Below are 26,363 nucleotides of genomic sequence, written 5' to 3'. Positions count from 1 at the left end.
CGGGCGGTATCGGATCACGACCGGTATGTTTTTGATCACCTGATAAGGCGGGATATCCATCCACTTATAGGGAAGTAGCGGCCCGTATCCCGAACCGACGTCGAGATCGAGCCGGAGAGCGGGCCCCCGCCCCGCGACGACCATGCCTTTCTCGGCCAGCCGAAAGGCCTCCTCACCCTCTCCGGTCTGGAGGTCTGGGAACGCTTCTCGTTCCTCGGCATGCAGGCCATCCTCGTCCTGTATTTCGCCGACACGGTCACCCACGGCGGTATGGGCATGTCGGCCGGAACCGCGGCCTCCGTCTCCGCCGCGTACGGCACCCTCGTCTATCTGGTCTCGGTCGCCGGCGGCTGGCTCGCCGACCGTACCCTCGGCTCGTACCGGGCGGTGCTGTGGGGCGGCATCCTCATCGCCTGCGGCCATTACGCCATGGCGGTGCCGACCACCGGCATGACCTGGGTCGGCCTCGGCCTGATCAGCGCCGACACGGGGCTCCTCAAGCCCAACGTCGCCACCATGGTCGGCAAGCTCTACCGCACCGACGACGACCGCCGTGACGCCGGCTTCGCGCTCTACTACACGGCGATCAACATCGGCGCCTTCGCGGGCCCCCTCGTCACCGGCTGGCTCGGCGACCACAAGGGCTGGCACGGGGGCTTCTCGGCTGCCGCGATCGGCATGACGCTCGGCCTGGTCCAGTACGTCGCCGGCCGCCGTCACCTGGCCGGGCGGAAGCACTCCGCCGAATTCGCGCTGTCTCCGGACGCGATGCGCCGGGCGATCCGCCTGATCGTCACGGGCCTCGCCTTCACCGCGGCGGTCGCCTTCGTGCTCGCCGCCGGCTGGCTCACCATGGACCGCTTCGTCGACCTGCTCACGCTCGCCTCGGTGATCGCCCCGGCCGTCTACTTCGCGGTGATGTTCTCCAGCCCGCGCGCGACCCCCGAGGAACGCGGTCGCCTCCGCCCGTACATCGTCCTGTTCCTCGCCTCGACGGTCTTCAACTTCATCCTCTTCCAGGCGTACTCGACGATGATCCTGCTGGCCTCGACGAACGCCGAGACGACCGTCCTCGGCTTCGGCTTCCTCGCCGGCTGGTACGCCTCCGCCCTCGGCGCCTTCGAGGTGGCCCTCGCCCCTGTCGTGGCCGCGCTGTGGGTCAGGATGGGGCGCCGCCAGCCGCACGCGTCCAGCAAGATCGCGATCGGGGTCGTCCTCGGCGGCCTGTCCTTCCTGCTGATGGTGCTGCCGACCTCCGGGCACTCCTCCGACGACTACCTCATGCCCGTCTGGTGGATCGTGGGTTCGTACCTGCTCCTCGGCCTCGGCGACGTCCTCCTGGAGACCTCCGGCATGTCGGCCACGACCAAGCTCGCCCCGGCCGCGTTCACCGGCCAGACCATGTCCCTGTGGTTCCTGTCCCTCGCCCTGGCCAACGGCATCCAGGCCCAGACGGTGAAGCTCTACGACGACGTCTCCCAGCCCGCCTGCTTCGGCGTCAACGGCGCGATCGCGGTGGCCGCGGGGCTCGCCGTGATGGCCGCGGCACCCTGGCTTCGCCGCACGATGCACCCGGTGCACTGACCTGACGGGGATACCGCTCATGCACATCCGTACGTCCTTCCCCTACGAGACGACTCACCACGACCTCCGCATCCCGTTCCCGGACGGGACCCTGCTGTACGCGCGCGTGTGGCGCCCCCTGACGGAGGAGCCCGTACCGGCGCTCCTCGAGTACCTGCCGTACCGCCTGACCGACTGGACCGCACCCCGCGACCACCAGCGCCACCCCTGGTACGCCGGCCACGGCTACGCCTCCGTGCGCGTCGACATCCGCGGGCACGGCAACAGCGAGGGCATGCCGACCGACGAGTACTCGGCGACGGAGCTCGCGGACGGGGTCGAGGTCGTCAACTGGCTGGCGGCCCAGCCCTGGTGCAATGGCCGGGTCGGCATGTTCGGCATCTCCTGGGGCGGCTTCAACTCCCTCCAGATCGCGGCCCTCGCGCCCGAACCGCTCAAGGCGATCGTCACGGTCTGCTCCGCGGACGATCGCTATGACAACGACGTGCACTACATGGGAGGTTCCGTCCTCGCCGTCGACATGCACGCCTGGGCTTCGACGATGCTCGCCTTCGTCGCCCGCCCGCCGGATCCGCAGTATCTCGGGGACGCCTGGCGGGAGATGTGGCTCAAGCGGCTGGAGGCCGTCGAACCGTTCCTGCACACCTGGCTCGGCCACCAGACGCGCGACGGGTACTGGCGCCACGGCAGCGTCTGCGAGGACTACGGCGCGATCGACGCCGCCGTCCTGGCGGTGGGCGGCTGGCACGACCCGTACCGCGACACCGTCCTGCGTCTCGTCGAGCACCTGCCGGCGGACCGCGTGCGCGGCCTGATCGGCCCCTGGTCGCACCAGTACCCCGACCGCGGCCTGCCGCCCGGCCCGGCGATCGGCTTCCTCCAGGAGACGCTGCGCTGGTGGGACCACTGGCTGAAGGGCGAGGACACGGGTGTCATGGCCGAGCCCCTGCTGCGCTCGTACGTCAGTGACTCGCACCGCCCGGCCACGGTGTACCCCACGCTGCCCGGCCGCTGGGTCGGCGAGCCGGCCTGGCCCTCTCCCCACGTGCGCGCGGTGACGTACGCCTTCCAGGGCGCCCCCGTCCTGGTCCGCTCCCCCATGCACACCGGCATCGACGCCGGTCGCTTCTTCCCCTTCGGCAACGACGCCGACCTGCCGCCCGACCAGCGGGAGGAGGACGCGCGCTCTGCCTGCTTCGAGTTCGAAGTGGGCGAGGAAACCTGGGTGTTGGGGCGGCCGAAGGTGCGGCTGCGGCTGACGTCGGAGGTGCCGCGCGGGCAGGTCGTCGCCCGACTCTGCGACGTCGCACCGGACGGCTCCTCGGCGCTGGTCACGCGGGGCGTGCTGAACCTGTCGGCGCGCCGCGGCCGGGACCGCGCGGTGCCGTGGGAGCCGGGCGCCACCGAGGACGTGACCTTCGAGCTGAACGGCATCGGCCATGCCTTCCCGCCCGGCCACCGCATCCGCCTCGCCGTCTCCTCCGCGTACTGGCGTGGATCTGGCCCCAGCCGGACTCGGCAGCGGGCTTCGGCCTGGAACCGTCGGGAAGCTCGCTGGAACTTCCGGTACGCGCGCGTGCGTTGGACGAGTCAGCAGACGACACAGCGATCACCTTCGAGGAACCGGAGCAGGCGGAACCGCTCGGCGTGAACTCCCCCATCACGCTGGACGAGCCCCGCCCCGAGCGCCTCGTCGTGCGAGACGTGGCCAAGGGCGAGTGGCGCCTGGAGGTCGCCCCCCGGTACGGCGGCACGCGCGTGTACTCCGACGGCCTGGAGTTCACCGAGGAAGCGCTGGAGACGTACACGATCAACGAGTGGGACCCCCTGTCGGCCCGCACCCGCTCGGACTGGTCGATCCGCCTGCACCGCCCGGAGCTGGGGTGGGACGCAACCGTGCGCACACGCTCGGAGATCAGCTGCGACCGGCAGGACTTCATCGCCTCCAACGAGGTGATCTGCATGGAGGGCGAAGAGGTACTTTTCCACCGGACATGGGAGAAACGGACTCCACGGACAGCCGGTTAAAGGCGAGTTGGATTCATTGCCCGATTTGCCGCTCTTGTGGATGCCAGTGAATTGGGTCACTCACGCCCATTCATGGAACCGTCTCGGCGCACCCACGTCTCCCCTTGCTCCACAGCAAGTTGAGGCTTGGCAACCGCAAAGGATCAAGCGCCCCATTCGCACCAGACCATGGTCAACCGGCCGACAGGTGACCACGGCACTTGTTCCAGGCATGTGCTCTCGCATACGTTCCCGCTCAGTCGGGCGGACGCCTAATCCTGCCGCCGCCCGAGCCACCCACCCACGCAACTCATACACGCACGGCAGGAGCGGGGGACCCAGGTAAGTCGCCGGACCGGACGTCTTGATGGCGCCCCGGACCGGCTCGGGGTGAAGTCGCGCCGCCGCACGGCGGCGCGGCCGGGCATCTCCCGCCCGAACCCGACAGCTCACCTCGCAGGCGCCGGAGAGGAACAGCGCCATGCCCCGAGGCAAGCACCGCCGCCCCCGCACCAACCCGCTCACCCGGCACGTCATCGCAGCCGGCACCGGGACCGCCGCCCTCGCCATCCCGCTCCTGAGCGCGACCACCGCGAGCGCCGCACAGCCGGCCCAGTCCCCCACCGTCGCGCAGGCCGCTCCCCAGGCCGCCGTGAAGGCCAAGACCGTCGCGTACACCACGAAGAAGGGCGACACGCTCTACGGCATCGCCGACCGGTACGACGTGCAGGGCGGCTGGAAGCAGCTCTACAAGGACAACCGCAAGGCCGTCGGCGACGACCCCCGTCTGATCCACCCGGGCCTCGACCTGGAGGTCCGGGCGACGAAGAAGGCGAGCTCGCCGGGCAAGTCGGCCGACAAGGCGTCCGCACCCGCCAAGAAGTCGGGCGTCGCCAAGGCCACCCAGTCCTCCGTGAAGACGTACCCGAACAACCTGGACGGCTGGATCCGCAACGCGCTGGACATCATGGCGCAAAACGGAATTCCGGGTTCGTACGAGGGCATTCACCGCAACATCATGCGCGAGTCGTCCGGCAACCCCCAGGCCATCAACAACTGGGACTCCAACGCCGTCGCGGGCACCCCGTCCAAGGGCCTCCTGCAGGTCATCGACCCGACCTTCGCGTCGTACCACGTGCCGGGGACGGTGTACGACCCCTTCGACCCGGTCGCGAACATCACGGCCGCGTGCAACTACGCGGCCGCGCGTTACGGCTCGATCGACAACGTGAACGGTCCCTACTAGGCCCGGGCGCGGGGCCTGGCCGCCGACGACATGCCCTACCGGGCGAAGTCGGCCAGGCTCCCCGCGAACAGCCTCTCGAGGACGACGGCGATGCCGTCGTCCTCGTTCGAGAGGGTGATCTCGTCGGCGACCGCCTTGAGTTCGGGATGCGCGTTGGCCATCGCCACCCCGCGGGCGGCCCAGTCGAACATGGGGATGTCATTGGGCATGTCCCCGAAGGCGATCGTCTCGCGCGCGCCGAGACCGAGATGCTCGGCGGCGAGCGCGAGACCGGTCGCCTTCGTGATGCCGCATGGCTGGAGTTCGACGGTCCCGGGCCCCGACATGGTGACCGTCGCGAGGGAGCCGACCACCGACCGCGCCGTCGCCGCCAACTCGTCGTCGGACAGGGTGGGGTGGCGCAGCAGGACCTTGCTGATCGGCTCGCACCACAGGTCGTCGCGGTGCCGGACACGTACGGCGGGCAGGGTGGGGTGCGGCATCAGGTACCCGGGCTCGATGAGCGTGAGCCCGTCCACGCCGTCCTGGTCGACGGCCGCGTACACCTGCCCCACTTCGGCCTCGATCTTGCCGAGCGCGGTCTCCGCCAACTCCCGGTCCAGGGTGATGGACCACAGCAGACAGTCCGCTCCGGCGTCGTACAACTGCGCACCCTGTCCGCACACCGCGAGCCCCCGGCTGCCCAGGACGTCGAGGAGCGGGCGCACTCTGGGCGCCGGCCGCCCCGTCACGACGAGGTGCTGCGCACCGGCCGCCGCCGCCTGAGCGAGTGCGTCGAGGGAACGGTCGGAGAGCGTGTCGTCGCCTCGGAGCAGCGTCCCGTCCAGGTCAGTGGCGATGAGTGAATATGCGATGGGTCGGGCCATGATCAGAGAATACGGACAGGAGGCCCCATCGACTCGACTCGAACCGGACGGCTGCTGTGTTCACATGCGTTGACACCTGTTCCGGTTCCAGTTCTGATTCCGCGCGGGCAACTTCCTTTTGCTTGTGGCGATTTCACCCCCACGTGGTGCCCACGGGCTCCCGGACGGCACCGACCCCCGTCTGGTCGATGTGACCGCGCACGGCGACCTGCTGATTCGGCGGCCCCCGCGACGCGAGTTCCGCACTGCCCAAGACCCTCGTCTCACCCGTAACGTGTGGCCCGACCACATGGCACGGAGCGTATGAGAGTGAGGCAGCACCCCATGCCCCCCTTCGATCTCCCCGAGGGCGACCCCTTCGGCACGCACAACCTTCCGTACGGCGTCTTCTCCCTTCCCGGCTCGGACTCCGCGCGACGGGTCGGCGTCCGGCTCGGCGACCACGTCCTCGACGCGGGCAAGGCGGCCTACGCACTCGGCTCGCCGTACGCCCCGCTACTCGCCCAGGACTCCCTGAACCCACTGCTCGCCGCGGGCCACACCACGTGGTCGGACGTACGGCGCGCACTGACGGCGTGGGTGACGGTGCCGGCGCACCAGGAGGCCATCGCGGACCTCCTCCACCCGCTCTCCTCGGTCACGCTCCACCTCCCCTTCGAGGTCGCGGACTACGTCGACTTCTACGCCTCCGAGAACCACGCCCGGAACGTCGGCCAGATCTTCCGTCCCGACGCCGAGGACTCCCTCACCCCCAACTGGAAGCACCTGCCGATCGGTTACCACGGCCGCTCCGGCACAGTCGTGGTCTCCGGCACGGACGTCGTACGACCGTCCGGCCAGCGCAAGGCCCCCGCCGATGCGGAGCCGGTCTTCGGCCCGTCGGTCCGCCTCGACATCGAGGCCGAGGTCGGCTTCGTGGTCGGCACGCCCTCGGAGATGGGCAGGCCGGTGGCGCTGGGCGACTTCCGTGAGCACGTCTTCGGCCTGTGCCTGCTCAACGACTGGTCGGCACGTGACGTCCAGGCCTGGGAGTACGTCCCCCTCGGCCCGTTCCTCGGCAAGTCCTTCGCCACGTCGGTGTCGGCGTGGATCACCCCGCTGGACGCCCTGGAGGACGCGCGGGTGGCGCCGCCGGAGCGGACGCACCCCCTGCTGCCGTACCTGGACGACTCCGGCCCCGATGTCGAGCCCGGCGGTTACGACCTGCGTATCTCCGTGGCCATCAATGGCCATGTCGTCTCCGAGCCCCCCTTCTCCACCATGTACTGGACGGCCGCACAGCAGCTCGCCCACATGACCGTGAACGGCGCCTCCCTGCGCACCGGCGACCTGTACGGCTCGGGCACGGTGAGCGGCCCGACGGAAGGCGAGCGCGGCTCACTGCTGGAGCTGACCTGGAACGGCCGGGACCCTCTCGAACTCCCGGACGGCAAGCGGGCGTTCCTGGAGGACGGCGACGTGGTGACCCTGTCCGCCTGGGCCCCGGGCCCCGGTGGGGTTCGGGTCGGACTCGGGGAGGTGACGGGACGGGTCGTGGCGTCGTGATGGGACGGGGCGCAGTGACGCCGGGCGACCGGCCCAACCGTCAGCTGTCACAGGGGTGCCGGGCATTCGGCGAGTCTTTCCCCCTGACTCCTGGGATGGTCACCGTCATACTGACTGGCGGTGGGAACCGAGCCGCAACCGGTGTTCATGACCCACCGCCCCGTACTGCCGCCCCCGCACCTTCCCTGACCAGGATCCGGAGCCCTTGGCATGACCGTCTGCCTGCTCCTGTTGAGCATCGTCGCCCTGACGGCCGCCGTACCCGTCCCCCAGGCGCTGACCCGGGCCTCCTGGCCCGAACGGGAACCGGTGGTCGCGCTCTGGGTGTGGCAGTGCCTGGTCGCCACGGTCCTGCTGTGCTGCCTGACGGCCCTGGCCCTGGGCACCGCCGCCGTCTTCGGCACGGTACGCGCACAGCTCTTCGCTCCGGCGCCACCGTCGGTGACCGAGGCGTACGACCTCTCGGCCGCGTCCGCCTGGGCGGTGGCCCTCACCCTGCTGCTGGCCGGCGGTGCCGCCTGGACGACCGCGATGCTGGCCCGCGAGCTCGTCGAGGCGCGTCGGCGGCGCGGCCGGGCCAGGGCCCACCTGCTCGAACGCGCCCCCGACCTCCCGGCCGGCCTGGGCTCGGCGCGGGGCCCGCTGCTGGTGCTGGAGGACGAGTACCCCGACGCCTGGTGGATGCCCGGCAGCCCGCCCCAGCTGATCGTCACCACGGGCGCCCTGCACCGCCTGACCGACCACCAACTCGACGCCGTCCTCACCCATGAGCGTGGCCACGCCCGGGCCCACCACGACTGGCTGCTGCACCTCTCGACCGCGCTTGCCACCGGATTCCCCCACATCCCGTTGTTCGCCCACTTCTGCGACCAGACCCACCGCCTGGTCGAACTGGCCGCCGACGACACGGCCTCCCGCCGCTGCGGGCACCTGACGACGGCGCTGGCCCTGATCGAGCTCAACCAGCACCGAGGCGTCCTGTCCTGCGCGTCCACCAACCGCCTCCTGGGCGAACGCGTCAACCGCCTCCTCCAGCCGCCCCCACGCCTGGGCCGTCGCAACCGTGCCCTCACCACGACGCTGGCAGCGCTGGTACCGCTGCTGCCGCTCCTGATCACGTTCGCTCCGGGGCTGACGGCGTTGAGCTGACCGTCGTCGCCGACGAGCCCTCGCACTCGCGGGTGGCTCTTCCTAGGCCCAGTCCTCCGGCTCCGGCTCCGGCTCCATCTCGGGCCAGTCGTCCGCCGCGTCATGGGTGCCAGCCCCGGGGTTCGTCTCGGCCCCCGCCCCCGCACCGGACTCGCCACGCACCGAGGTCAGCACCTCGAGCACGCCTTCCCCATACGTGGCCAGCTTCTTCTCACCGACACCGCCGACGCTCCCGAGCTCACGCACGGACGCGGGCCACACCGTCACGATCTCCCGCAACGTCGCGTCATGGAAGATCACATACGCCGGAACCCCCTGCTCCCGCGCCTGCTCGGCACGCCAGGCCCGCAGCGCCTCGAAGGCCGGCACCAGAGCCTCCGGCAGCTCGGCCACCGCAGCCTTCGCCTTACGCTCTCCGCGCCCGGCCCCGGCGGACCCCGACGCCGACCGCGAAGTCTCCGGCTTCTTCGGCTCCTTCCGCAGCGGCACCTCCTGCTCCCGCCGCAGCACCGTCCCGCTTGCCTCGGTCAGCACGAGCGTCCCGTACTCGCCCTCCACCGCGAGCAGCCCCTGTGCCAGCAACTGCCGGATGACGCCCCGCCATTCGCCCTCGCCCAGCTCCTCGCCGATGCCGAAGACGGACAGCTGGTCGTGATCGAACTGGATCACCTTGCCGGTGCGCCGCCCCAGCAGGATGTCGACGATCTGCAGCGCCCCGAACTTCTGCCCCCGCTCACGCTGCAGCCGCACGACCGTCGACAGCACCTTCTGCGCCGCGATGGTGCCGTCCCAGGTCTCCGGTGGTGTCAGGCAGGTGTCGCAGTTGCCGCAGCCCGTCGGATCGGGGTCCTGGCCGAAGTAGGCGAGCAGCTGACCACGCCGGCACTGCGCGGTCTCGCACAGCGCCAGCATCGCGTCCAGGTGGGAGGCCGCCCGGCGCCGGAACGCCTCGTCGCCCTCGCCCGACTGGATCAGCTTGCGCTGTTGGATGACGTCGTTGAGGCCGTAGGCCATCCAGGCCGTGGAGGGGAGTCCGTCGCGGCCGGCGCGGCCCGTCTCCTGGTAGTAGCCCTCGACCGACTTGGGCAGGTCGAGGTGGGCGACGAACCGCACGTCCGGCTTGTCGATGCCCATCCCGAAGGCGATGGTCGCCACCACGACCAGCCCCTCCTCCCGCAGGAACCGGGACTGGTGCGCCGCGCGCGTGCCCGCGTCCAGGCCGGCGTGGTACGGCACCGCCTCGATGCCGTTGCGGCTCAGGAACTCGGCCGTCGCCTCCACGGACTTCCGCGACAGGCAGTACACGATGCCGGCGTCGCCTGCGTGTTCCTCGCGCAGGAAGTTCAGCAGCTGCTTCTTCGGGTCCGCCTTCGGCACGATCCGGTACTGGATGTTGGGCCGGTCGAAGCTCGCCACGAAGTGCCGGGCGTTCGGCATGTCCAGCCGCTGGGTGATCTCCTGGTGCGTCGCGTGCGTGGCCGTCGCCGTGAGTGCGATGCGCGGGACGTCCGGCCAGCGCTCGCCCAGCAGCGACAAGGCCAGATAGTCCGGGCGGAAGTCATGCCCCCACTGGGACACGCAGTGCGCCTCGTCGATCGCGAACACGGCGATCTTGCCGCGCGACAGCAGGTCCAGCGTCGACTCGACCCGCAGCCGCTCCGGCGCCAGGTAGAGCAGGTCCAGCTCGCCCGCGAGGAACTCCGCCTCCACCACGCGCCGCTCGTCGAAGTCCTGCGTGGAGTTGATGAACCCGGCGCGCACGCCGAGCGCCCGCAGCGCGTCCACCTGGTCCTGCATCAGAGCGATGAGCGGCGAGACGACGATGCCGGTACCTGGTCTGACCAGGGACGGGATCTGGTAGCACAGCGACTTACCGCCGCCGGTCGGCATGAGCACCACGGCGTCGCCGCCGGCCACCACGTGCTCGATGACGGCTTCCTGCTCGCCGCGGAAGGCCTCGTACCCGAAGACCCGCTGCAGTGCGGCCAGCACCTCGCCGTCACCGGCCTGTGCCACCTCGCTCAACCCTGGCATCTCGCTGATCCCGCCCGTCGCACCCATCGCCATGTCCCCCGTACGTCGACCCTCGACCACTGCCTCCACGATAGGGGCCGCCACCGACAGCGCCGGAGTTATCCACAGGCCCACCGTTCACCCGTCCGTGATCGAGGGATAGCTCTGAGCTATCGGCAAGAGTGGGCTGCACCCCCTCGCGGTCCCCGTCACCTCGTGGTCGCCGTCACCTCGCGGGCCTCACCACATCACAATGGCCCGGCATCCCCTCGAGGGAAGCCGGGCCACCGCCGTGCAAGCATGCGCCTGGTCAGCGCACGAACACCCCCGCATTGGAGGCCAGATCCAGGAAGTACTGCGGCGCCACACCCAGTACCAGCGTGACCGCCACGCCCACCCCGATCGCCGTCATCGTCAGCGGCGACGGCACGGCCACCGTCGGCCCCTCCGGGTTCGGCTCGCTGAAGAACATCAGGACGATGACGCGGATGTAGAAGAACGCCGCGATCGCGGACGAGATCACACCGACCACGACCAGCGGGCCCGCCCCGCCCTCGGCCGCCGCCTTGAACACGGCGAACTTCCCGGCGAAGCCCGAGGTCAGCGGGATGCCGGCGAAAGCCAGCAGGAACACCGCGAACACGGCCGCGACCATGGGTGAACGACGGCCCAGACCGGCCCACTTGGACAGGTGTGTCGCCTCGCCGCCGGCGTCGCGCACCAGCGTCACCACCGCGAACGCCCCGATCGTCACGAACGAGTAGGCGCCCAGGTAGAAGAGGACGGACGACACCCCGTCCGGCGTGGTCGCGATGACACCCGCGAGGATGAAGCCCGCGTGCGCGATCGACGAGTACGCCAGCAGCCGTTTGATGTCCGTCTGCGTGATCGCGACGATCGCACCGCCCAGCATGGTGACGATCGCGACGCCCCACATGACCGGCCGCCAGTCCCAGCGCAGGCCGGGCAGCACGACATAGAGGATGCGGAGCAGCGCACCGAACGCCGCCACCTTCGTCGCCGCCGCCATGAACCCGGTCACCGGCGTCGGCGCGCCCTGGTAGACGTCCGGCGTCCACATGTGGAACGGCACCGCGCCCACCTTGAACAGCAGGCCCATGACGATCATCGCGGCGCCGACGAGCAGCAGCGCGTCGTTGCCCATAGTGTCCGCGAGCGCCGGGGTGACGTCCGGGACCGTACCGTCGACGACCTGCGCGATCGTGGCGTACGACACGGAACCCGCGTACCCGTACAGCAGCGCGATGCCGAACAGCGTGAACGCGGACGCGAAGGCACCCAGCAGGAAGTACTTGACCGCGGCTTCCTGCGACATGAGCCGCTTGCGGCGGGCCAGCGCGCACATCAGATACAGCGGGAGCGAGAAGACCTCCAGCGCGATGAACAGCGTCAGCAGGTCGTTGGCCGCCGGGAAGATCAGCATGCCCGCGACCGCGAACATCAGCAGCGGGAACACCTCGGTGGTGGTGAACCCGGCCTTCACCGCGGCCTTCTCACTGTCGCTGCCCGGCACGGACGCGGCCTGTGCGGCGAAGGAGTCGACCCGGTTGCCGTGTGCCTCCGGGTCGAGTCGCCGCTCGGCGAAGGTGAACAGGCCGACCAGGCCCGCCAGCAGGATCGTGCCCTGCAGGAAGAGGGCCGGTCCGTCGACGGCGATCGCGCCCATCGCGGCGATGCCCGCCTTGGTCGTGGCGTATCCGCCGGCCGCCAGCGCCACGACCGCGGCGAAGGCGGCGACGAGCGCCACGACGCAGACGAACACCTGCGCGTAGTAGCGGGACTTGCGCGGGACCACCGCTTCGATCAGCACCCCGACGATCGCCGCTCCGACGATGATCAGGGTGGGCGACAATTGTCCGTACTCGATCTTCGGCGCGTCGATCTTCGAGATCGGATCGGCCGCGGTTGTCCACAGGCTGTGGACGGCTGATGCGCTCACTTGGCCGCCTCCACCTCGGGCTGGGGGTCCTTCTTCTGTACGTCGGACATGGTCTGCTTGACCGCCGGGTTGACGATGTCCGTGAGGGGCTTCGGGTAGACGCCCAGGAAGATCAACAGTGCGACCAGCGGGGCGACGACCACGAGTTCACGCACCCGGAGGTCGGGCATCGCGGAGACCTCCGCCTTCACCGGGCCCGTCATCGTCCGCTGGTAGAGGACGAGTGTGTAGAGCGCGGCGAGCACGATGCCGAAGGTGGCGATGATGCCGATCACCGGGTAGCGCGTGAACGTGCCGACCAGGACCAGGAATTCACTGACGAAGGGCGCCAGGCCCGGCAGCGACAGGGTCGCCAGGCTGCCGATCAGGAAGGTGCCGGCGAGCACCGGGGCGACCTTCTGCACACCGCCGTAGTCGGCGATGAGCCGCGAACCGCGCCGGGAGATCAGGAATCCGGCCACCAGCATCAACGCGGCCGTCGAGATGCCGTGGTTGACCATGTAGAGCGTCGCGCCGGACTGGCCCTGGCTGGTCATCGCGAAGATGCCCATGATGATGAAGCCGAAGTGGGAGATCGACGCGTACGCCACCAGTCGCTTGATGTCCCGCTGCCCGACCGCGAGCAGGGCGCCGTAGATGATGCTGATCAGCGCCAGTACGAGGATCGCGGGCGTCGCCCACTTGCTCGCCTCCGGGAACAGCTGGAGGCAGAAGCGGAGCATCGCGAACGTGCCCACCTTGTCGACGACCGCGGTGATGAGGACGGCGACCGGTGCGGTGGCCTCCCCCATCGCGTTGGGCAGCCAGGTGTGCAGCGGCCACAGCGGCGCCTTCACCGCGAAGGCGAAGAAGAAGCCGAGGAACAACCAGCGTTCGGTGTTCGTCGCCATGTCGAGCGTGCCGTTGGCGCGGGCCTCGGCGATCTCCTGGAGGCTGAAGTTCCCGGCGACCACATACAGGCCGATCACCGCGGCCAGCATGATCAGACCGCCGACCAGGTTGTAGAGCAGGAACTTCACGGCGGCGTACGACCGTTGCGTGGACGCCACCTTCTCGCCGTGCTCGTGTGCACGGTCCCCGAAGCCGCCGATGAGGAAGTACATCGGGATGAGCATGGCCTCGAAGAAGATGTAGAAGAGGAAGACGTCGGTGGCCTCGAAGGAGAGGATCACCATCGCCTCGACGGCCAGGATCAGGGCGAAGAAGCCCTGCGTCGGCCGCCAGCGCCTGCTGCCGGTCTCCAGCGGGTCGGCGTCGTGCCAGCCCGCGAGGATGATGAACGGCATCAGCAGCGCCGTCAGCGCGATCAACGCCACCGCGATGCCGTCGACGCCGAGTTCGTACCGCACCCCGAACTCCGCGATCCAGGCGTGGGATTCAGTGAGCTGGTAACGGTCGCCATTCGGGTCGAAGCGGACCAGGACGGTGATCGCGAGGGCGAGCGTGGCGAGCGAGAAGAGCAGCGCCAGCCACTTGGCGGCGGTGCGCCGGGCGGCCGGTACGGCGGCCGTGGCGATCGCCCCGATCGCCGGGAGCGCCGCCGTAGCTGTCAGCAGAGGAAAGGACATCGGTATCAGACCGCCCTCATCAGCAGGGTCGCGGCGATGAGGACCGCCGCACCGCCGAACATCGAGACCGCGTACGACCGTGCGAAGCCGTTCTGGAGCTTGCGCATCCGTCCGGACAGACCGCCGACCGACGCCGCCGTGCCGTTGACGACGCCGTCGACCAGGGTGTGGTCGACGTACACCAGGGAGCGCGTGAGGTGTTCGCCGCCGCGCACGAGGACGACGTGGTTGAAGTCGTCCTGGAGCAGGTCGCGCCGGGCGGCCCGGGTGAGCAGCGACCCGCGCGGGGCGACGACCGGGACCGGCCGGCGGCCGTACTGGCCGTAGGCGATGGCGACGCCGATGACCATGCACGCGACGGTCGCGCCGGTGACGACTCCCGCGCTGATCGGCGGGTGGCCGTGTTCGAACCCGGTGATGGGCTCCAGCCAGTGCACGAAGCGTTCGCCGATGCTGAAGAACCCACCGGCGGCCACCGACCCGACGGCCAGCACGATCATGGGGATCGTCATGACCTTGGGCGACTCGTGCGGGTGCGGCTCGTTGCCCTTCTCGTCGGGCTGCCAGCGCTTCTCGCCGAAGAACGTCATCAGCATCACGCGCGTCATGTAGTACGCCGTGATGGCCGCGCCCAGCAGCGCGCAGCCGCCGAGGATCCAGCCCTCGGTGCCGCCCTTGGCGAACGCCGCCTCGATGATCTTGTCCTTGGAGAAGAAGCCGGACAGGCCCGGGAAACCGATGATGGCGAGGTATCCGAGGCCGAAGGTGACGAACGTGACCGGCATGTACTTGCGCAGGGCGCCGTACTTGCGCATGTCCACCTCGTCGTTCATGCCGTGCATGACCGAACCGGCGCCGAGGAACAGCCCGGCCTTGAAGAAGCCGTGCGTCACCAGGTGCATGATCGCGAAGACGTAGCCGATGGGGCCGAGGCCGGCGGCGAGGACCATGTACCCGATCTGGGACATGGTCGAGCCGGCCAGCGCCTTCTTGATGTCGTCCTTGGCGCAACCGACGATCGCACCGAAGAGGAGCGTGACGGCACCGACGATGGTGACGACCAGCTGCGCGTCCGGCGCCGCGTTGAAGATCGCTCCGGAGCGGACGATCAGGTAGACGCCCGCGGTCACCATCGTCGCGGCGTGGATGAGGGCCGAGACCGGGGTCGGGCCCTCCATCGCGTCCCCGAGCCAGGACTGCAGCGGCACCTGGGCGGACTTGCCGCACGCGGCGAGCAGCAGCATCAGGCCGATGGCGGTGAGCCTGCCCTCGCTCGTGTCGGCGACGAGTCCGGCCTCCTCGTGGGAGCCGAGCACCGGCCCGAAGGCGAAGGAGCCGAACCAGAGGAACATCAGCATGATCGCGATCGACAGGCCCATGTCGCCGACGCGGTTGACCAGGAAGGCCTTCTTCGCGGCCGTGGCGGCGCTGGGCTTGTGCTGCCAGAAGCCGATCAGCAGGTAGGAGGCGAGACCGACGCCCTCCCAGCCGACGTACAGCAGCAGGTAGTTGTCCGCGAGGACGAGCAGCAGCATCGCCGCGAGGAACAGGTTCAGATAGCCGAAGAAGCGGCGGCGCCGCTCGTCGTGCTCCATGTACCCGACCGAGTACAGGTGGATCAGCGAGCCGACGCCGGTGATCAGCAGCACGAACGTGATCGACAGCTGATCGAGGCGGAAGGCGACGTCCGCCTGGAAACCCTCGACCGGGATCCAGCTGTACAGGTGCTGGGTGAGGGTCCGGCTCTCGGCGTCCTTGCCCAGCAGATCGGCGAAGAGGATCACGCCGAAGACGAAGGAGACGAACGACAGGAGCGTGCCGATCCACTGGCCGACGGCGTCGAGACGCCTGCCGCCGCACAACAGGAGGGCCGCTCCGAGCAATGGCGCCGCGATCAGCAGCGCAATCAGGTTCTCCACGATTCTTCCGACCCCTTAGAGCTTCATCAGGCTGGCGTCGTCGACCGAGGCCGAGTGGCGGGAACGGAACAGCGACACGATGATCGCGAGCCCGACGACGACCTCCGCGGCGGCGACGACCATCGTGAAGAAGGCGATGATCTGGCCGTCGAGATTGCCGTGCATCCGCGAGAAGGCCACGAGCGTGAGGTTGCACGCGTTGAGCATGAGCTCGATGCACATGAAGACGACGATCGCGTTGCGCCTGATCAGCACGCCGGTGGCGCCGATCGTGAACAACAGGGCGGCGAGGTAGAGGTAGTTGACCGGGTTCACTTCGACGCCTCCTCGGGCCGCTTGAAGGTCGACGGCTCGATCGCGGTCCGCTCCAGCCGTTCCTCCGCGCGCTGTTCCAGGGCCCGCAGGTCGTTGAGCGCCTCGGTGGACACGTCACGGATCTGGCCGCGCTCGCGCAGCGTCTTGCTGACCGTGAGGTCGGACGGGGTGCCGTCGGGCAGGAGACCCGCGATGTCGACCGCGTTGTGGCGGGCGTACACGCCGGGGGCCGGCAGCGGCGGGACGTGCTTGCCTTCGCGGACGCGCTCTTCGGACATCTCGCGCTGGGTCTTGGCCCGCTCGGTGCGCTCGCGGTGCGTGAGCACCATGGCGCCGATGGCGGCCGTGATCAGCAGGGCGCCGGTGATCTCGAAGGCGAAGACGTACTTGGTGAAGATGAGGGCGGCGAGGCCTTCCACGTTGCCGTTCGCGTTCGCCTGGGCGAGACCGTTGAACTCCGTGATCGAGGCGTTGCCGATACCACCGATCAGCAGGATGCCGAAGCCCAGGCCACACAGAAGGGCCAGCCAGCGCTGGCCCTTGATGGTCTCCTTCAGGGAGTCCGCAGCCGTGACGCCGACGAGCATCACCACGAACAGGAACAGCATCATGATCGCGCCGGTGTAGACGACGATCTGCACGATGCCCAGGAAGTAGGCGCCGTTGGCGAGGTAGAAGACCGCCAGGATGATCATGGTCCCGGCGAGACAGAGCGCGCTGTGCACTGCCTTCTTCATGAAGACGGTGCACAGGGCGCCGATCACCGCGACGGTGCCGAGGACCCAGAACTGGAAGGCCTCTCCGGTGGAGGTGGAGTAGGCGGCGAGTTGCTCGGTCATCGGCCGATCACCTTCTCGGACGCCGGTTCGTCCTCACCGAAGGTCGAGTCCGCCTCCTGCGGGACCTCGCCCTGGGAGAGCGCGACCTGCTGGGTCGTGCCCGGCGCGGCCTCCGTCACCAGACCCCGGTAGTAGTCCTGCTCGTCAGTGCCCGGGTAGATGGCATGGGGGCTGTCGACCATGCCGTCCTCAAGACCGGCGAGCAGCTGCTCCTTGGTGTAGATGAGGTTGGCGCGGCTGGAGTCCGCGAGCTCGAACTCGTTGGTCATCGTGAGCGCGCGCGTGGGGCACGCCTCGATGCACAGGCCGCACAGGATGCAGCGGGCGTAGTTGATCTGGTAGACGCGGCCGTACCGCTCGCCCGGCGAGTAGCGCTCCTCGTCGGTGTTGTCGGCGCCCTCCACATAGATGGCGTCGGCGGGGCAGGCCCAGGCGCACAGCTCGCAGCCGACGCACTTCTCCAGGCCGTCCGGATGGCGGTTGAGCTGGTGCCGTCCGTGGAAGCGCGGAGCGGTGGTCTTCTGCTGCTCCGGGTACTGCTCGGTCAGCCGCTTCTTGAACATGGCCTTGAAGGTCACGCCGAAGCCGGCCACGGGGTTCTGGAAACCGGGCTTGGTCTCCTTGGGCTCCTCAGCCATCGGACGCCTCCTTTCCATCCAGAGATCCGTCACTCTGAGTATCGGGCCCACCACTGACAATCAGCTCCCGCTCACGGCGCGGGCGACGTCGAGGCACCGGCGGAAGTTCCTGCCCGGGCAGTGGCGGTACGGGGAATCCGCCCGCCATCGCGTCGAAGCCGGCGGGTTCCTCCACGGTTTGCTCGGCCGTCTTCGCCCGGTCACGGAACATGTCCGCGACGAAGGAGAGCAGGAGCAGCGCGAGGACGCCGCCGCCGACGTAGAGGGCGATGTCGGCGAAGTCGTAGTTCTCGTTCCGCAGGGTCCGCACGGTCGCGACAAGCATCAGCCAGACCACGGAGACCGGGATGAGGACCTTCCAGCCGAGCTTCATCAGCTGGTCGTAGCGGACGCGGGGCAGCGTGCCGCGCAGCCAGATGAAGAAGAACAGCAGCAACTGGACCTTGATCACGAACCAGAGCAGCGGCCACCAACCGTGGTTCGCGCCCTCCCAGAAGGTGCTGACCGGATATGGGGCCCGCCAGCCGCCCAGGAAGAGCGTCACGGACACCGCCGAGACCGTCACCATGTTCACGTACTCGGCGAGCATGAACATCGCGAACTTGATCGACGAGTACTCGGTGTTGAAGCCGCCGACCAGGTCGCCCTCGGACTCCGGCATGTCGAAGGGGGCGCGGTTGGTCTCGCCGACCATCGTCACGATGTAGATCAGGAAGGAGACCGGCAGTAGCACGATGTACCAGCGGTCCTGCTGCGCCTCGACGATCGCCGAGGTCGACATCGACCCGGAGTAGAGGAACACCGAGGCGAAGGCCGCGCCCATGGCGATCTCGTACGAGATCATCTGCGCACAGGAACGCAGGCCACCGAGCAGCGGGTAGGTGGATCCGGAACTCCAGCCCGCAAGGACGATGCCGTAGATGCCGACCGAGGCGACCGCGAGGATGTAGAGCATCGCGATCGGCAGGTCGGTGAGCTGCATCGTGGTGCGCTGGCCGAAGATCGAGATCTCGTTGCCGGCCGGACCGAAGGGGATCACCGCGATCGCCATGAAGGCCGGGATGGCCGCGACGATCGGCGCCAGGACGTAGACGACCTTGTCCGCGCGTTTGACGATGACATCTTCCTTGAGCATCAGCTTGATGCCGTCGGCGAGCGACTGGAGCATGCCCCAGGGGCCGTGCCGGTTGGGACCGATGCGCAACTGCATCCAGGCGACGACCTTGCGCTCCCAGACGATGGAGAACAGCACGGTCACCATCAGGAAGGCGAAGCAGAACACCGCCTTGATGACGACCAGCCACCAGGGGTCGCGGCCGAACATCGAGAGGTCTTCAGCGGCGAGGAAAGGGCTCATGCCTCCACCTCCTCGGGGGCCTCGGACGCGAGGGTCGCCGGGCCGATGCGGACGAGTGAGCCGGGCAGCGCCCCGGTGTCGGAGGCGACGCCGGCGCCCACGGAATTCAGCGGGAGCCACACGACCCGGTCGGGCATCTCCGTGATCTGCAGGGGCAGTTCGGCGACTCCGGCGGGGCCGGTCACGGCGAGGACGTCGCCTTCCTTCACCCCGGCCTCGGCGGCCGTGGCGGCCGACACCCGCGCGCGGGCGGCGTGCCGGGTGCCGGCGAGCGCCTCGTCGCCCTGCTGGAGGAGCCCCTGGTCGAGCAGCAGCCGGTGCCCGGCGAGGACCGCCTCACCGGCGGCCGGCCGCGGCAACTGGGCGGCGATCGTCAGGGGTTCGGTGGCCCGCGGTCCGTCCCAGGCGCCGAGCCGGTCGATCTCCGCGCGCGTGGTGCGCAGATCCGGCAGGCCCAGATGTACGTCCATGGCGTCGGCCAGCATCTGCAGCACGCGCGCGTCGGTCGGAGCCAGGCGGCGGGTCATCTGGTCGGGCTTGAGCGCGGCCTCGAAGAAGCGCACCCGGCCCTCCCAGTTGAGGAAGGTGCCGGCCTTCTCGGCGACCGCCGCGACCGGCAGGACCACGTCGGCGAGCTCGGTGACCTCGCCGGGCCGCAGCTCCAGCGACACCACGAAGCCGACCTCGCCGAGCGCCTCACGCGCGCGTGCCGGGTCGGGCAGGTCGGCGACCTCGACGCCCGCGACCAGCAGGGCCTGGAGTTCGCCGGTCGCGGCGGCCTCGACGATCTGACCGGTGTCGCGGCCGTAGCGGTGCGGGAGTTCGGCGACTCCCCAGACGGCGGCGACCTCCTCACGCGCGCGCGGGTCGGTCGCGGGACGTCCGCCCGGCAGCAGCGACGGCAGCGCGCCCACCTCCACGGCAGCGCGCTCCCCCGCCCGGCGCGGGATCCACACCAGCTGGGCACCGGTCGCGGACGCGGCCCGTACGGCGGCGGTGAGCCCGCCCGCCACGCAGGCCAGCCGCTCGCCGACGACGATCACCGCGCCCTCGGTGCGCAGCGCCTCGGACGCCTTCGATCCGGCCTCGTCCAGGCCGACACCGCCGGCGAGCGCGTCCAGCCACTCTGTCTCGGTGCCGGGGGCGGCGGGCAGCAGGGTGCCGCCGGCCTTCTCCAAGCCGCGCGTGGCGTGCGTGGCGAGCGAGAAGACCTTCTGGCCGTGCTTGCGCCAGGCCTTGCGCAGCCGCAGGAAGATGCCGGGCGCCTCCTCCTCGGCCTCGAACCCGGCCAGCAGGACGGCCGGTGCCTTCTCCACGGCCGTGTACGTGACGCCCGTACCGTCGAGGTCGCGGCCGTGACCTGCGACCCGCGCGGCGAGGAAGTCGGCCTCCTCGCTGCTGTGCCTGCGCGCGCGGAAGTCGATGTCGTTGGTGTCGAGCGCCACGCGCGCGAACTTGCTGTACGCGTAGGCGTCCTCGACGGTGAGACGGCCGCCGGTCAGCACGCCGGTCCGGCCGCGTGAGGCGAGCAGCCCCTGGGCCGCGATCTGCAGCGCCTCCGGCCAGGAAGCCGGCTCGAGGTCACCCTCGGCGTTGCGCACCAGAGGCGTCTGGAGCCGGTCGCGCTGCTGTGCGTACCGGAACCCGAACCGCCCCTTGTCGCAGATCCACTCCTCGTTGACCTCGGGGTCGTTGGCGGCGAGCCGCCGCATGACCTTGCCACGCCGGTGGTCGGTGCGCGTGGCGCAGCCACCGGAGCAGTGCTCGCACACGCTCGGCGAGGACACCAGGTCGAAGGGGCGGGAGCGGAATCGGTACGCCGCCGAGGTCAACGCGCCGACCGGGCAGATCTGGATGGTGTTGCCGGAGAAGTACGACTCGAAGGGGTCGCCCTCGCCGGTGCCGACCTGCTGGAGCGCGCCGCGCTCGATCAGCTCGATCATCGGGTCGCCCGCGACCTGGTTGGAGAACCGGGTGCAGCGGGCGCACAGCACGCACCGCTCGCGGTCGAGCAGCACCTGCGTGGAGATCGGCACGGGCTTCTCGTACGTCCGCTTCCTGCCTTCGAAGCGGGACTCGGAGTGCCCGTGCGACATGGCCTGGTTCTGCAGCGGGCACTCGCCGCCCTTGTCGCAGACCGGGCAGTCCAGCGGGTGGTTGATGAGCAGGAGCTCCATCACACCCTTCTGGGCCTTCTCGGCGGCCTGCGAGGTCAGGTGTGTCTTCACGACCATGCCGTCCGTGCACGTGATCGTGCAGGACGCCATCGGCTTGCGCTGGCCCTCGACCTCGACGATGCACTGGCGGCAGGCGCCGGCCGGGTCGAGCAGGGGATGGTCGCAGAAGCGGGGGATCTCGATGCCGAGTTGCTCGGCGGCCCGGATGACCAGGGTGCCCTTCGGCACACTGATCTCGACGCCGTCGATCGTCAGCGACACGAGATCTACCGGCGGGACCGCCGCCTCTCCCCCTCCGGAGGGAGCGCTGGTGGTCACAGTCATGCGTTCACCTCCGTGCGGTGGTCGGCCCAGGCCGTCGACTTGGCCGGGTCGAAGGGGCAGCCGCGGCCCGTGATGTGCTGCTCGTACTCCTCACGGAAGTACTTCAGCGAGGAGAAGATCGGCGAGGCGGCACCGTCGCCGAGGGCGCAGAAGGACTTGCCGTTGATGTTGTCGGCGATGTCGTTCAGCTTGTCGAGGTCGGACATGACTCCCTTGCCGGCCTCGATGTCACGCAGCAACTGCACGAGCCAGTACGTGCCTTCGCGGCACGGCGTGCACTTGCCGCAGGACTCGTGGGCGTAGAACTCGGTCCAGCGGGTGACGGCGCGCACCACGCAGGTCGTCTCGTCGAAGCACTGGAGAGCCTTCGTACCGAGCATGGAACCCGCGGCACCCACTCCTTCGTAGTCAAGAGGGACGTCGAGGTGCTCGTCGGTGAACATCGGCGTCGAGGAGCCGCCCGGGGTCCAGAACTTCAGGCGATGCCCGGGCCGCATCCCGCCGCTCATCTCCAGCAGCTGGCGGAGCGTGATGCCGAGCGGGGCCTCGTACTGGCCGGGGTTGGCGACATGGCCGCTGAGCGAGTAGAGCGTGAAGCCCGGGGACTTCTCGCTGCCCATCGACCTGAACCAGTCCTTGCCCCGATTCACGATCGCGGGAACCGACGCGATCGACTCGACGTTATTCACAACAGTCGGGCAGGCGTAGAGACCTGCCACCGCAGGGAAGGGGGGACGGAGCCGCGGTTGACCACGGCGGCCTTCGAGCGAGTCGAGCAGTGCGGTCTCCTCACCGCAGATGTACGCGCCCGCGCCCGCGTGCACGGTGAGTTCGAGATCGAGGCCGCTGCCGAGGATGTTCTGGCCGAGGTAGCCGGCCGCGTAGGCCTCGCTCACGGCCGAGTGCAACCGCCGCAGCACAGGGACGACTTCACCGCGCAGATAGATGAAGGCATGCGACGACCTGATGGCATAACACGCGATGATCATGCCCTCGATGAGGCTGTGCGGGTTCGCGAAGAGGAGCGGAATGTCCTTGCAGGTTCCGGGCTCCGATTCGTCGGCGTTGACAACTAGATAGTGCGGTTTTCCATCGCCCTGGGGAATGAACTGCCATTTCATCCCCGTCGGGAATCCCGCGCCGCCGCGCCCGCGCAGACCGGAGTCCTTGACGTACGCGATCAGGTCGTCCGGCGTCATGGCGAGCGCCTTGCGAAGACCCTCGTACCCTTCGTGCCTTCGGTAGACGTCCAGCGTCCAGGACCTGTCCTCGTCCCAGAAGGCCGACAGCACGGGTGCGAGCAGCTTCTCGGGGCTGTTTTCCTTCAGCTCGGGTGCCAACGTCATCACTCCCCCTCCTCGGCGACAGGCCCTGCCGGGTGGGCTGGGTCGGACGCGGACGAATCCTGCGGCGCGTCGTGCGAGCTGAGGTGTTCAGCCGGCGACGGTTCGTGCACTGCCCTGTCCTGCGGCCCCTCGTGCGGGCCGCCGTCCCGCGGATGGACCACGCGCGCGGGTGCGGCCTCTCCCCTGGCCAGGCGGAGGCCCACCAGCGACGCAGGTCCCGCACTGCCGCTCTCCTCGACGGCCCCGGGCCGCTCGTCGGGGAAGCCGGCCAGGATCCGCGCGGTCTCCTTGAAGGTGCACAACCGAGCGCCGCGCGTCGGCTCGACGGGACGTCCCGCCCGGAGGTCGTCGACCAGGCGCTTGGCGCTGGCGGGGTTCTGGTTGTCGAAGAACTCCCAGTTGACCATCACGACCGGCGCGAAGTCGCAGGCCGCGTTGCACTCGATGTGCTCCAGGGTGACCTTGCCGTCGTCGGTGGTCTCGCCGTTGCCGACGCCCAGGTGTTCCTGGAGCTCCTCGAAGATCGCGTCACCGCCCATCACCGCACACAGGGTGTTGGTGCAGACGCCCACCTGATAGTCGCCGGAGGGCTTGCGGCGGTACATCGTGTAGAAGGTGGCGACGGCGGTGACCTCGGCCGTGGTCAGACCGAGCACGTCCGCGCAGAACTGCATCCCGGTGCGCGTGACGTGGCCCTCCTCCGACTGCACGAGGTGCAGCAACGGCAGGAGGGCGGACCGGGAGTCCGGGTAGCGGGCGATGATCTCGCGCGCGTCGGCCTCCAGCCGGGCTCGAACGTCGTCCGGGTAGCCGGGCGCGGGCAGTTGGGGCATGCCCAGGCTGACGCCCCGCTCGGAAGAAGAGGTGGTCACCGGTCGACGCCTCCCATCACGGGGTCGATGGACGCGACGGCGACGATGACGTCGGCGACCTGGCCGCCCTCGCACATCGCCGCCATGGCCTGCAGGTTGGTGAAGGACGGGTCACGGAAGTGGACCCGGAAGGGGCGGGTGCCGCCGTCTGAGACGGCATGCACCCCGAGCTCGCCCTTGGGCGACTCGACGGCCGCGTACGCCTGTCCCGGCGGGACGCGGAAGCCCTCGGTGACCAGCTTGAAGTGGTGGATCAGGGCCTCCATGGAGGTGCCCATGATCTTCTTGATGTGGTCGAGGGAGTTGCCGAGCCCGTCGGGTCCCAGGGCGAGCTGGGCGGGCCAGGCGATCTTCTTGTCGGCGACCATGACCGGGCCCGGCTGGAGCCGGTCCAGGCACTGCTCGACGATCCCGAGCGACTGGCGCATCTCCTCCAGGCGGATCAGGAAGCGACCGTAGGAGTCGCAGGTGTCCGCGGTCGGGATCTCGAAGTCGTAGGTCTCGTAGTCGCAGTACGGCTGCGACTTGCGCAGGTCGTGCGGCAGGCCGGTGGAGCGCAGGATCGGGCCGGTGGCGCCGAGGGCCATGCAGCCGGCCAGGTCGAGATAGCCGATGTCCTGCATGCGGGCCTTGAAGATGGGGTTCCCGGTGGCGAGCTTGTCGTACTCCGGGAGGTTCTTCTTCATCTTCTTCACGAACTCGCGGATGTGGTCCACCGCGCCGGGCGGCAGGTCCTGGGCGAGTCCGCCGGGGCGGATGTATGCGTGGTTCATCCGCAGGCCCGTGATGAGCTCGTAGATGTCGAGAATCATTTCACGATCACGGAATCCGTAGATCATGATCGTGGTGGCGCCGAGCTCCATGCCGCCGGTGGCGATGCACACCAGGTGGGAGGAGAGCCGGTTCAGCTCCATCAGGAGCACCCTGATGATCTTGGCGCGCTCGGTGATCTGGTCTTCGATGCCGAGGAGCTTCTCCACGGCGAGACAGTAGGCGGTCTCGTTGAAGAAGGACGTCAGGTAGTCCATGCGCGTCACGAACGTGGTGCCCTGCGTCCAGGTCCGGTACTCGAGGTTCTTCTCGATGCCGGTGTGGAGATAGCCGATGCCGCAGCGGGCCTCGGTGACCGTCTCGCCGTCGATCTCCAGGATCAGGCGGAGCACCCCGTGGGTGGAGGGGTGCTGCGGGCCCATGTTGAGGACGATGCGCTCGTCGTCGGCGCGGGCCGCGGCCTGGACGACCTCGTCCCAGTCGCCGCCGGTGACCGTATATACGGTGCCCTCGGTGGTCTCACGGGCCGATGCTGACTGCGTGCTCACGAGTACGACCTCCGCTGGTCCGGAGCCGGGATCTGGGCGCCCTTGTACTCGACGGGGATGCCGCCGAGGGGGTAGTCCTTGCGCTGCGGGTGGCCCTGCCAGTCGTCCGGCATCATGATCCGCGTCAGGGCGGGGTGACCGTCGAAGACGATTCCGAAGAAGTCGTACGTCTCGCGCTCGTGCCAGTCGTTCGTCGGATACACGGAGACGAGCGACGGGATGTGCGGGTCGCTGTCGGGGGCGCTGACTTCCAGGCGGATCAGCCGGTTGTGGGTGATCGAGCGCAGGTGGTAGACGGCGTGCAGCTCGCGGCCCGTGTCGCCGAGGTAGTGGACGCCGCTGACGCCGGTGCACAGTTCGAAGCGCAGGGCCGGGTCGTCGCGCAGGGTGCGGGCGACGCGGACCAGGTGCTCGCGTTCGATGTGGAAGGTGAGTTCGCCGCGGTCGACGATCGTCTTCTCGATGGCGTTGTCGGGGAGGAGCCCCTGTTCCTCCAGCGCGCCCTCGAGTTCGTCGGCGACCTCGTCGAACCAGCCTCCGTAGGGGCGGCTCGCCGGTCCCGGGAGCCGGACCGAGCGGACGAGGCCGCCGTAGCCGGAGGTGTCGCCGCCGTTGCTGGCGCCGAACATGCCGCGCTGGACGCGGATCTCCTCGCCGCCCTGGCCGCGCTGGCCCGGGAGGTTGGAGGCGGAGAGGTCCTTCTCGGGGTTGACCCCGTTCGACCCGTTCGCGCCATTGGTGCCGTTCGCGTCGCTCACCGCAGCAGCCCCTTCATCTCGATCGTGGGCAGGGCCTTGAGCGCCGCTTCCTCCGCCTCCCGGGCCGCCTCCTCGGCGTTCACGCCGAGCTTGGAGGTCTGGATCTTCTGGTGGAGCTTGAGGATGGCGTCCATCAGCATCTCGGGCCGCGGCGGGCAGCCGGGGAGATAGATGTCGACCGGGACGATGTGGTCGACACCCTGGACGATCGCGTAGTTGTTGAACATGCCGCCCGAGGAGGCGCAGACCCCCATGGAGATCACCCACTTGGGGTTCGGCATCTGGTCATAGACCTGCCTGAGCACCGGCGCCATCTTCTGGCTGACCCGGCCGGCGACGATCATCAGGTCGGCCTGGCGCGGCGAGCCGCGGAAGACCTCCATACCGAAGCGGGCCAGGTCGTAGCGGCCGGCGCCGGTGGTCATCATCTCGATGGCACAGCAGGCGAGGCCGAAGGTGGCCGGGAAGACGGACGATTTACGCACCCAGCCCGCGGCCTGCTCGACGGTGGTCAGCAGGAATCCGCTCGGCAGCTTTTCTTCGAGTCCCATGTCGTTAAAG

The 26,363-nt window shown here is 69.3% G+C and carries 19 protein-coding genes, 1 pseudogene and 1 riboswitch; of the genes and pseudogenes, 5 read left to right on the top strand and 15 right to left on the bottom strand.

The window, feature by feature from the left end:
- Window positions 1-105 precede the first annotated feature (105 nt).
- The 3 genes and pseudogenes from AB5J55_RS24920 (at window position 106) to AB5J55_RS24910 (ending at window position 4,837) form a co-directional block, all read left to right on the top strand.
- Window positions 106-1,584: a peptide MFS transporter gene (locus AB5J55_RS24920; protein WP_369276283.1), complete on the top strand. Its 1,479-nt coding sequence runs from the start codon at window positions 106-108 to the stop codon at window positions 1,582-1,584.
- A 19-nt stretch (window positions 1,585-1,603) separates the two neighbouring features.
- Window positions 1,604-3,612: pseudogene (locus AB5J55_RS24915) on the top strand (CocE/NonD family hydrolase).
- A gap of 286 nt (window positions 3,613-3,898) precedes the next feature.
- A riboswitch (cyclic di-AMP (ydaO/yuaA leader) is annotated at window positions 3,899-4,067 on the top strand.
- A gap of 5 nt (window positions 4,068-4,072) precedes the next feature.
- Window positions 4,073-4,837: a transglycosylase SLT domain-containing protein gene (locus AB5J55_RS24910; protein WP_369272790.1), complete on the top strand. Its 765-nt coding sequence runs from the start codon at window positions 4,073-4,075 to the stop codon at window positions 4,835-4,837.
- 35 nt (window positions 4,838-4,872) lie between these two features.
- Here AB5J55_RS24910 and AB5J55_RS24905 read toward each other — a convergent pair whose 3' ends face one another.
- Window positions 4,873-5,703: an HAD family hydrolase gene (locus tag AB5J55_RS24905; protein ID WP_369272789.1), complete on the bottom strand. Its 831-nt coding sequence runs from the start codon at window positions 5,701-5,703 to the stop codon at window positions 4,873-4,875.
- A 324-nt stretch (window positions 5,704-6,027) separates the two neighbouring features.
- Here AB5J55_RS24905 and fahA point away from each other — a divergent pair, with 324 nt between their 5' ends.
- Complete coding sequence (fahA, locus tag AB5J55_RS24900) at window positions 6,028-7,248, top strand: fumarylacetoacetase (RefSeq protein WP_369272788.1); 1,221 nt, start codon at window positions 6,028-6,030, stop codon at window positions 7,246-7,248.
- Between the two features lie 210 nt (window positions 7,249-7,458).
- The gene (locus AB5J55_RS24895; protein WP_369272787.1) at window positions 7,459-8,397 is read left to right on the top strand and encodes a M56 family metallopeptidase; all 939 of its coding nucleotides are present in this window, start codon (window positions 7,459-7,461) and stop codon (window positions 8,395-8,397) included.
- 42 nt (window positions 8,398-8,439) lie between these two features.
- Here AB5J55_RS24895 and recQ read toward each other — a convergent pair whose 3' ends face one another.
- The 14 genes from recQ to AB5J55_RS24825 all read right to left on the bottom strand — a co-directional run bounded on the left by recQ (window position 8,440) and on the right by AB5J55_RS24825 (window position 26,353).
- Window positions 8,440-10,458: a DNA helicase RecQ gene (recQ, locus tag AB5J55_RS24890; protein WP_369276282.1), complete on the bottom strand. Its 2,019-nt coding sequence runs from the start codon at window positions 10,456-10,458 to the stop codon at window positions 8,440-8,442.
- Between the two features lie 262 nt (window positions 10,459-10,720).
- Window positions 10,721-12,370 carry an NADH-quinone oxidoreductase subunit NuoN gene (nuoN, locus tag AB5J55_RS24885; RefSeq protein WP_369272786.1) on the bottom strand — a complete coding sequence of 550 codons (1,650 nt, stop codon included), beginning with the start codon at window positions 12,368-12,370 and terminating at the stop codon, window positions 10,721-10,723.
- Window positions 12,367-13,938 (bottom strand): NADH-quinone oxidoreductase subunit M, encoded by a 1,572-nt coding sequence (locus tag AB5J55_RS24880; protein ID WP_369272785.1) that lies wholly within the window; start codon window positions 13,936-13,938, stop codon window positions 12,367-12,369. Before AB5J55_RS24880 ends, nuoN begins: the two co-directional genes overlap by 4 nt.
- 5 nt (window positions 13,939-13,943) lie before the next feature.
- Entirely contained in the window at window positions 13,944-15,857 is a 1,914-nt protein-coding gene (gene nuoL / locus AB5J55_RS24875) for an NADH-quinone oxidoreductase subunit L (RefSeq protein ID WP_369272784.1), read from the bottom strand.
- A gap of 15 nt (window positions 15,858-15,872) precedes the next feature.
- Entirely contained in the window at window positions 15,873-16,172 is a 300-nt protein-coding gene (nuoK, locus tag AB5J55_RS24870; protein ID WP_003998919.1) for an NADH-quinone oxidoreductase subunit NuoK, read from the bottom strand.
- Window positions 16,169-17,011: an NADH-quinone oxidoreductase subunit J gene (locus tag AB5J55_RS24865; protein ID WP_369272783.1), complete on the bottom strand. Its 843-nt coding sequence runs from the start codon at window positions 17,009-17,011 to the stop codon at window positions 16,169-16,171. Before AB5J55_RS24865 ends, nuoK begins: the two co-directional genes overlap by 4 nt.
- Window positions 17,008-17,649 (bottom strand): NADH-quinone oxidoreductase subunit NuoI, encoded by a 642-nt coding sequence (nuoI, locus tag AB5J55_RS24860; RefSeq protein ID WP_369272782.1) that lies wholly within the window; start codon window positions 17,647-17,649, stop codon window positions 17,008-17,010. Before nuoI ends, AB5J55_RS24865 begins: the two co-directional genes overlap by 4 nt.
- Window positions 17,642-19,006, bottom strand: a complete 1,365-nt coding sequence (gene nuoH, locus AB5J55_RS24855) for an NADH-quinone oxidoreductase subunit NuoH (protein WP_369272781.1) — start codon at window positions 19,004-19,006, stop codon at window positions 17,642-17,644. Before nuoH ends, nuoI begins: the two co-directional genes overlap by 8 nt.
- Window positions 19,003-21,507, bottom strand: a complete 2,505-nt coding sequence (locus AB5J55_RS24850) for an NADH-quinone oxidoreductase subunit G (RefSeq protein ID WP_369272780.1) — start codon at window positions 21,505-21,507, stop codon at window positions 19,003-19,005. The genes nuoH and AB5J55_RS24850 overlap by 4 nt, the downstream gene beginning before the upstream one ends.
- Window positions 21,504-22,856: an NADH-quinone oxidoreductase subunit NuoF gene (gene nuoF / locus AB5J55_RS24845; RefSeq protein ID WP_369272779.1), complete on the bottom strand. Its 1,353-nt coding sequence runs from the start codon at window positions 22,854-22,856 to the stop codon at window positions 21,504-21,506. Before nuoF ends, AB5J55_RS24850 begins: the two co-directional genes overlap by 4 nt.
- Window positions 22,853-23,725 carry an NADH-quinone oxidoreductase subunit NuoE gene (gene nuoE / locus AB5J55_RS24840; RefSeq protein WP_369272778.1) on the bottom strand — a complete coding sequence of 291 codons (873 nt, stop codon included), beginning with the start codon at window positions 23,723-23,725 and terminating at the stop codon, window positions 22,853-22,855. Before nuoE ends, nuoF begins: the two co-directional genes overlap by 4 nt.
- On the bottom strand, window positions 23,722-25,044 hold the full coding sequence (locus tag AB5J55_RS24835) for an NADH-quinone oxidoreductase subunit D (protein WP_328879997.1): 1,323 nt from the start codon (window positions 25,042-25,044) through the stop codon (window positions 23,722-23,724). The genes nuoE and AB5J55_RS24835 overlap by 4 nt, the downstream gene beginning before the upstream one ends.
- Window positions 25,041-25,802: an NADH-quinone oxidoreductase subunit C gene (locus tag AB5J55_RS24830; RefSeq protein WP_369272777.1), complete on the bottom strand. Its 762-nt coding sequence runs from the start codon at window positions 25,800-25,802 to the stop codon at window positions 25,041-25,043. The genes AB5J55_RS24835 and AB5J55_RS24830 overlap by 4 nt, the downstream gene beginning before the upstream one ends.
- Complete coding sequence (locus AB5J55_RS24825) at window positions 25,799-26,353, bottom strand: NADH-quinone oxidoreductase subunit B family protein (protein WP_010041554.1); 555 nt, start codon at window positions 26,351-26,353, stop codon at window positions 25,799-25,801. Before AB5J55_RS24825 ends, AB5J55_RS24830 begins: the two co-directional genes overlap by 4 nt.
- Window positions 26,354-26,363: the final 10 nt, after the last annotated feature.

The sequence above is a fragment of the Streptomyces sp. R11 genome (genome assembly GCF_041051905.1).
Classification (GTDB): domain Bacteria; phylum Actinomycetota; class Actinomycetes; order Streptomycetales; family Streptomycetaceae; genus Streptomyces.
This window is presented reverse-complemented; position numbering and strand designations above follow the sequence as displayed.